The organism is Paenibacillus sp. 01T422 (assembly GCF_056398785.1).
Window position 1 is genome coordinate 1 of record NZ_JBFTQB010000532.1, and the last position, 6597, is coordinate 6597.

General features: G+C 44.5%; 7 protein-coding genes. All 7 read left to right on the top strand.

From position 1 onward, the window contains the following. Nucleotides 1-591 (top strand): MFS transporter (locus tag AC1DUA_RS25075; RefSeq protein WP_477502353.1); only part of this gene is annotated, 591 nt, incomplete at its 5' end. A 215-nt stretch (nt 592-806) separates the two neighbouring features. Beyond that, nucleotides 807-1691 (top strand): carbohydrate ABC transporter permease, encoded by an 885-nt coding sequence (locus tag AC1DUA_RS25080; protein ID WP_477502354.1) that lies wholly within the window; start codon nt 807-809, stop codon nt 1689-1691. A gap of 22 nt (nt 1692-1713) precedes the next feature. Continuing rightward, nucleotides 1714-2637, top strand: a complete 924-nt coding sequence (locus tag AC1DUA_RS25085) for a carbohydrate ABC transporter permease (protein ID WP_477502355.1) — start codon at nt 1714-1716, stop codon at nt 2635-2637. 93 nt (nt 2638-2730) lie between these two features. Further along, on the top strand, nt 2731-4032 hold the full coding sequence (locus AC1DUA_RS25090; protein WP_477502356.1) for an ABC transporter substrate-binding protein: 1302 nt from the start codon (nt 2731-2733) through the stop codon (nt 4030-4032). A 15-nt stretch (nt 4033-4047) separates the two neighbouring features. Continuing rightward, complete coding sequence (locus AC1DUA_RS25095) at nt 4048-4530, top strand: glycerophosphodiester phosphodiesterase (protein WP_477502357.1); 483 nt, start codon at nt 4048-4050, stop codon at nt 4528-4530. 12 nt (nt 4531-4542) lie between these two features. After that, nucleotides 4543-5739, top strand: coding sequence for an ROK family transcriptional regulator (locus AC1DUA_RS25100; protein ID WP_477502358.1), 1197 nt, complete (start codon nt 4543-4545; stop codon nt 5737-5739). Next, nucleotides 5736-6597, top strand: an 862-nt coding sequence (locus AC1DUA_RS25105; protein ID WP_477502359.1) for an MFS transporter, incomplete at its 3' end; no start/stop codon positions are given. The genes AC1DUA_RS25100 and AC1DUA_RS25105, both read left to right, overlap by 4 nt.

Consider the following 6597-nt stretch of genomic DNA (forward strand, 5'->3'; position numbering starts at 1 on the left):
GGGCTGGTTTCACAGTTGAGGAATGCCTACAGAGAGCCCTATTTTTTAAGTTTAATCATCGTTTTTGTTATGTCATTTGGACTTGCTAATTATGAAACCATCTATGGACTATTTGTCGATCGAAAATTTGGTTTTCAGCCAAAGGATATCGCCTTTATCATAACGTTCGGGTCCATAGCTGGCGCTGTAGTTCAAGTTACAGCTTTTAGCTGGATATTGAATCGTTTTGGCGAGCAACGCGTTATTTCTCTTTGTCTTTTCTTTGCAGGTTTGTTTATTATGCTGACGCTGTTCGTTCACCAATTCTGGATGATTTTTGCTGTTACCTTTGTTGTATTTTTGGCGATTGATATCTTACGGCCGGCAATCAGTACCCAATTGTCAATGGTGGCGAAGGATCAGCAAGGCTATGTGGCCGGTTTGAACTCTGCCTTTACTAGTCTTGGCAATATTGCTGGGCCTATTGTAGCTGGTTTTTTATTAGACGTGAATGTTAATTATCCGTATACGCTTGCGTGCTTAGTTTTGTTAATTTGTTGCGTTTTATCGGTTGCAGCGAAAAGGCGTAGCTTGCAGAGTTCCACGACATGAATTCAAAAGATGTCAAACGCAATAGAATATTTAAAAAATAAACGGAGTACCGCGGATTTGCGGGCTCCGTTTTCTTTTTGTTCATTTACATTTTCTTAAGAGCAAGTTAACACAGCAATAATCAAGGGCTGATAAGCTTGACTCATTAATAAGTCAAATTATTTTACTAAGAGATATCGGCAACAATCGCGTGCTCGAAAAGGAGGATTATAGTTTTGAAAGAAAAGAAGTGGAAAACGAACATGGCGGGTTATGTGCTGCTCGGGCCTTCCTTGCTGGTGATTGCTATTTTTGTTCTCATCCCTATTTGTTACAGTGCAGGGTTGAGTTTATATTCTTGGGATATGCTGCGGCCGACCCCAACTTATATCGGATTGGATAATTACCAGAAGCTATTTACGAACGAAGAATTTTATCATTCTTTGAAAATTACGTTTCTGTTCGCTGCAATGACAGTGCCTACTTCCATGCTGGTTGCGCTAATTTTTGCGTTACTGCTAGATAAAGGTTCGAAGAAGCTGATGATTACTTACCGCTCCATGTTTTTTGCGCCGATGGTTACATCGACTGTGGCTATATCCGCTGTATGGATGTTTATTTTTCATCCGGATCATGGGCTGGCCAATGCGATTCTGGAAAGCTTCGGATTTCCCGCTCTTCGTTGGTTGAATGATACGAATACGTCGCTCATTGCACTGGCTATTATGTCCATCTGGAAGACGCTTGGCTATAACATCATTATCTTACTAGCCGGGCTTCAAAATACGGATACAAGTGTTCTGGAAGCAGCAAAAATAGATGGAGCGAATGAATATCAAATCATCAAGCGGATCCGTATTCCGCTGCTGATGCCTTCCATTTTTCTGTTGCTGATCTTGCTGACGATTGAACAGTTTCAGACTTTTACCCAAGTAAACGTTATGACAAAAGGCGGTCCGGCCAAGAGTACGGAGTTGATAGTCGTTCAACTTTACCATTATGCTTTTGAACTATTCCAAATGGGCTATGCTTCAGCGATATCCATGGTGATTTTTGGCATTGTGCTAAGTCTGGTCCTGATCCAAATGCTTGTAGTAGGCCGTAAAGTTCACTATCAATGATTGATAAAAGGAGCGAATGAAGTTGGAAATATTGTCACCATCTACGGCAATGGAGAAACACGCCATTACGCCTCAAGATGATCAACCAACAAGTCCCGAATTTGTAGCAAAACCGAGCAGATTCAATAAGGTCAGAATCAGCGCTTGGGTTACGCATGTGATACTTCTTGCTTGTTCGTTATTTATGATCATTCCGTTTATCTGGATGTTCTTAGCAGCGGTAAAGTCAACGGAAGAAATATTCTCGGGCACATTTCTTAGTTTACCGGAGGTGTGGCATTGGGAGCATTTTGCAGAGGCTTGGAAGATGGCGCCTTTCAGCCGCTTTTTTGTGAACAGTTTTGTCATGTCGGTAGGCGTTGTGCTAGGCCAGATTATCACATGCTCGATGGCTGCATATGCCTTCTCCTGGGTACCTTTGAAGGGGAAAAATGTTCTATTCATTCTAGTGGTGGCATCGACGATCGTTCCATTCGAGTCAACCATGATTCCTTCGTATTTAGTGATCAAGGAGCTTGGGTGGATCAATAGCTATGCTGGACTCATTGCACCAAGTATCACAAGCGTGTTTGGCATATTTTTACTGCGGCAATTTTTCATGACGATTCCCCGTGATCTGATGGATGCTGCGAGAATGGATGGCTGTGGTCACTTCCGTACACTGCTGCGGGTCGTGCTGCCAATTTCCAAAACTGTCTTAGCAACGCTCAGCTTGTTTGCCTTTCTGCATGCATGGAACAGCTATTTGTGGCCGCTCCTTATTACAAATTCCTCGGAAATGCGGACTGTTCAGGTGGGGCTTCGCTACATGATGGACGTGGAAAAGGGTATCCAATGGCCTCATTTAATGGCTGCGTCCACATTCATTATTATGCCTGTGCTACTGTTCTTCCTGTTAACTCAAAAATATTTTGTTAGAGGGGTGATGCATTCAAGCGTGAAGTAAGTTGAAGTGGTAGAAATTGTGTTAATACAGAGATAAATTATCGGATAGGTCGGATCATTAGTTAAATCTAAATTAAGTGGAGGGAATAAACGTATGAAGAAGCTTTTAGTAGTGATGATGTCGCTTTCCATGATTGGCTTGACRGCTTGTGGCACAGCCAAAGACGCCCAAACCAGCCCTGCGGCAACAAATGCTCCAGCAGCGACGAATTCGACTGAACAAAAACAAGTGACACTAACCTTATGGTCAACGAACAAGGATATGCTAGTGGATCAGGTGAAAGCTTTTGAAGCGCAGCATCCTAACGTGAAAATAAAGGCTGAATTTATGGGCGGTTATGATGAAATGGCCCAGAAGGTTATGGCCGCAGTCGTTTCGAACACGCTTCCCAACATCGTGCAGCTCGGTCAGCGTTACGGGATTCCGCAAATGGCTGACAGTGGGAAGATGATTCCAATTGAGCAATTCATTAGCGATCAAGAGAAAAACGATGTATACCCTGCGTTCTGGGATCGTTTCCGATACAAAGACAAGCTTTGGACTATTCCGTTCAACAGCAGCACACCCATGTTATACGTTAATAAAACATTACTGGATCAAGCAGGATTAAAAGCACCGAACACCTGGGATGAGTTGGTGACAACAGCTAAGGCATTAACGAAAGACACGAATGGTGATGGAAAAACGGATGTTTGGGGTTTCAACACGGCGGCCGATTCCCCTTGGTATTTCCAACCGATGACTTGGAACCGCGGTGGCACGATTATCGACAAGAGCGGGAAAGTGACGGTCAACGGCAAAGAAGCCGTAGAAGTGCTTAAATCATTCCAGAATTTGGTCAATGTGGACAAAGCGATGGCGCCGAATCAGCATAAAACCGCAGAAGAGGATTTTGCAACGGGCAAGCTTGCTATGATCTTTAAATCCGGTTCTGCACTTGCGGCAACGCAAGATCAGGTAGGTAAGAAATTCGAGGTTGGTGTTGCTTTCCTTCCGATGATTAAGGATCGTAATGTGCCGATCGGTGGAAACAGTCTGGGCATCTTTAAGTCTACGCCGGACATGGAAAAAGCGTCATGGGATTTCGTTTCGTTCGCTACCAATACGGAAAATGCAGCGAAATTCAGCATCTCATCGGGTTATGCCCCGATCAAAAAATCAGCGACGGCATCCGAACCGTTCCAAAAGAAAATGAATGATGACCCTAGTTTCAAAACGATTATGGATCAAAACCAATTTTTGAGAAACCAACCTATGCATCCTGCTGATTCACTAATCTGGAACGGTCTGGTCACCGCGCTGGAAACAGTGGAAGGCGATCCGAAGGCTGATCCGCAGAAGGTGTTAGATAAGTTGCAAGCCGATGTAGATGGCTTTATGAAAACTTACAAATAAGGGAGTGGTGCAACAATGTTTATGAATTTAGCTCATCGTGGAGCTTCGGAATACGCACCGGAAAACACGTTTGCCGCTTTTTACAAAGGAATCGAAATGGGTGCCAACGGGATAGAAACCGATTTGAAAATGACAAAAGACGGTGTGCTGATTTTATTTCATGATAATGAGCTTCAGCGCACGACCAACGGTCAAGGCCTCCCTTCGGAATATACCTGGAAGGAACTTCAAGAGCTTGATGCCGGCTCGTGGTTCTCACCCCTTTACGCAGGTGAGCGACTGGTATCATTTGAACAGTTTCTGCATTACTTCGCCAGGAAAAATATTTTATATGCTCTAGAGTTGAAAGACAAAGGAATTGAACTTCCTGTTCTAGAAATGATCAATCAATACGGCATTCGAAACCAATCGACGGTTACTTCTTTTTTCGACGGGATGACCATCAATTTCCCTGATAAGCTAACAGAAGTCATAACCATGCAAGAGGAGCTTAAATAGGAGGAAATAAATTTGAACGAGGATTATAACAGCTTCCGATGGATGAAACTTCATAACCAGAAAAAAGTGCTGGAGCTCCTCCATCAAGAGAAACTTATTTCACGCATAGACATTGCGCGAAGAGCCAATCTTCAGAAACAGACGGTGACCAATATCGTTAACGAACTGCTAACCGATCAATTAGTCACTGAGGAAGCTGTCCTTGCAAAAAAGGGGGTCGGGCGCAAGCCCGTCCTTCTTCGTTTGTTAGGGGAGAACCTGATTGCTGTCGGCGTTGAAGTGACGAAAAGCTACCTGTCCGGGATGGTTATGGACTACAATAAGACGGTCATTTATCAACATAAAATTACCTTCCCAGTACCATTTTCCACGAATGAACCTACATGCCAAGGGGAAGCTCTTCTCAAAGCACTGATCGATCTTATCGATTTATTACTTGAACATGTTCCTCATTATGGCAAAAACCTGGGCATCTGCGTGGGAATCCAAGGAATTGTCGATCCCACCAAGGGAGAGGTGATTCATTCTCCCTATTTGGGATGGCACCATGTTGCTGTTAAGCAGCGGCTGGCAGCAAGGTACCCCGTACCTGTTTACGTTGAAAATAATGTTAGAGCTTTTGCCCGAGGCGAGGTCTGGTCGAGAACCGGAGAGAACGGTGCGGGGCTGAGTCATGCGTTATGCATTTATTTGGACGAAGGTGTTGGGGCTGCACTGGTCATGAACGGGCAGGTCTACACCGGTGCGCACCACTATGCGGGTGAAATGGGCCACATGAAGATTAGCTCTGGCGGTCCTTTGTGTTATTGCGGAAAAAGAGGCTGTCTTGAAGCGTATGTTTCCGTACAAAGAATCATGAATGAGCTTAATTTGACTGGCGGGTCGTTTTCTCAAACGATACAGCAGCTGGAAAATGGGGATGCACTAGCTCTAGCTGTATTAGAAGAAGTGGGACGGCACATTGGCTTCGTCATTGGCAATGTCTTGAATTTGCTGAATTCTGCGGCGGTTATTATTGGAGGAGAGCTGACACTGGCATCCCGCTGGATTCAACCGTCGTTAGCCCAGACGTTAGGCCATACAGCAATCGCTACAACGCTTGACACGCCGATTTATTTTTCTGACTATAGTCGTAACAATTGTGCTTTGGGAGCCGCCGCCCTCGTATTTCACGAATGGCTGCTGCAATCTGGAGCTAACAAACGATGATCGTGAAACACCGCAATATGCTGTTGTTCTTCAGCTCTTTCTACTTTCTGTACTATGGAACTACAGCATTCAGCATGATTTACCTGCCTATCCTTTTGAAAAATAAATCGTTGATCCCTGGTCAAATCGGAACACTACTCGGTATTGCTCCCGTTATCAGCTTGCTTGCACAGCCGTTTTGGGGTTGGTTGAGCGACTCAATCGGCGGTGTGAAAAAGATTGCCTTGTTATGCATGGCAGGACTTACCTTCGGACTGGGCGTTCTTCTGGTATCGGACAGTCCTCTAGGCATTTATACGAGTTTAATAATTTTCATGTTTTTTTCATGTTCGGTCGTCCCTTTAACAGATTCATGGAATTTGACGCTAAGCACTCAAAATGGTTTTACATTCGGCAGTTTGCGAATTTGGGGCAGCCTAGGTTTTGCGGCAGTTGCTCCAATTATGGGGTGGGTGGCTCTTAAGTTCGGGTCCATGGGGCTTTATGGACTTTTTGTTGTGTCAATCCTGTTTGCTATGGCCGTTTTACTTCCAATTCCGGACGAAAAGCGGCAGGAGCCGGTGAAAGTGAATTTGCTGGCACAGTTACAAGTGCTCAAGAAGCCAGCGATTTTGACGGTTCTGCTTCCCTTATTTGTACTTGGCACAGGGGGACGCGCCGTCGACAGTTTTATCAGTATTTATATGACGCAGTCGGGGGCATCGGAGCTGTTAGTGGGGCTTAGCTGGACATTAGCTGCTTTAAGTGAGATTCCGTTCTTTTATTTTGTATCGCGATGGATAGAAAAGATAGGGCCAATTCGGATATTAGCGACGTGTGCTTCCGTTTTAGCTTGTGTCGCTTTCATGATGCTAATTT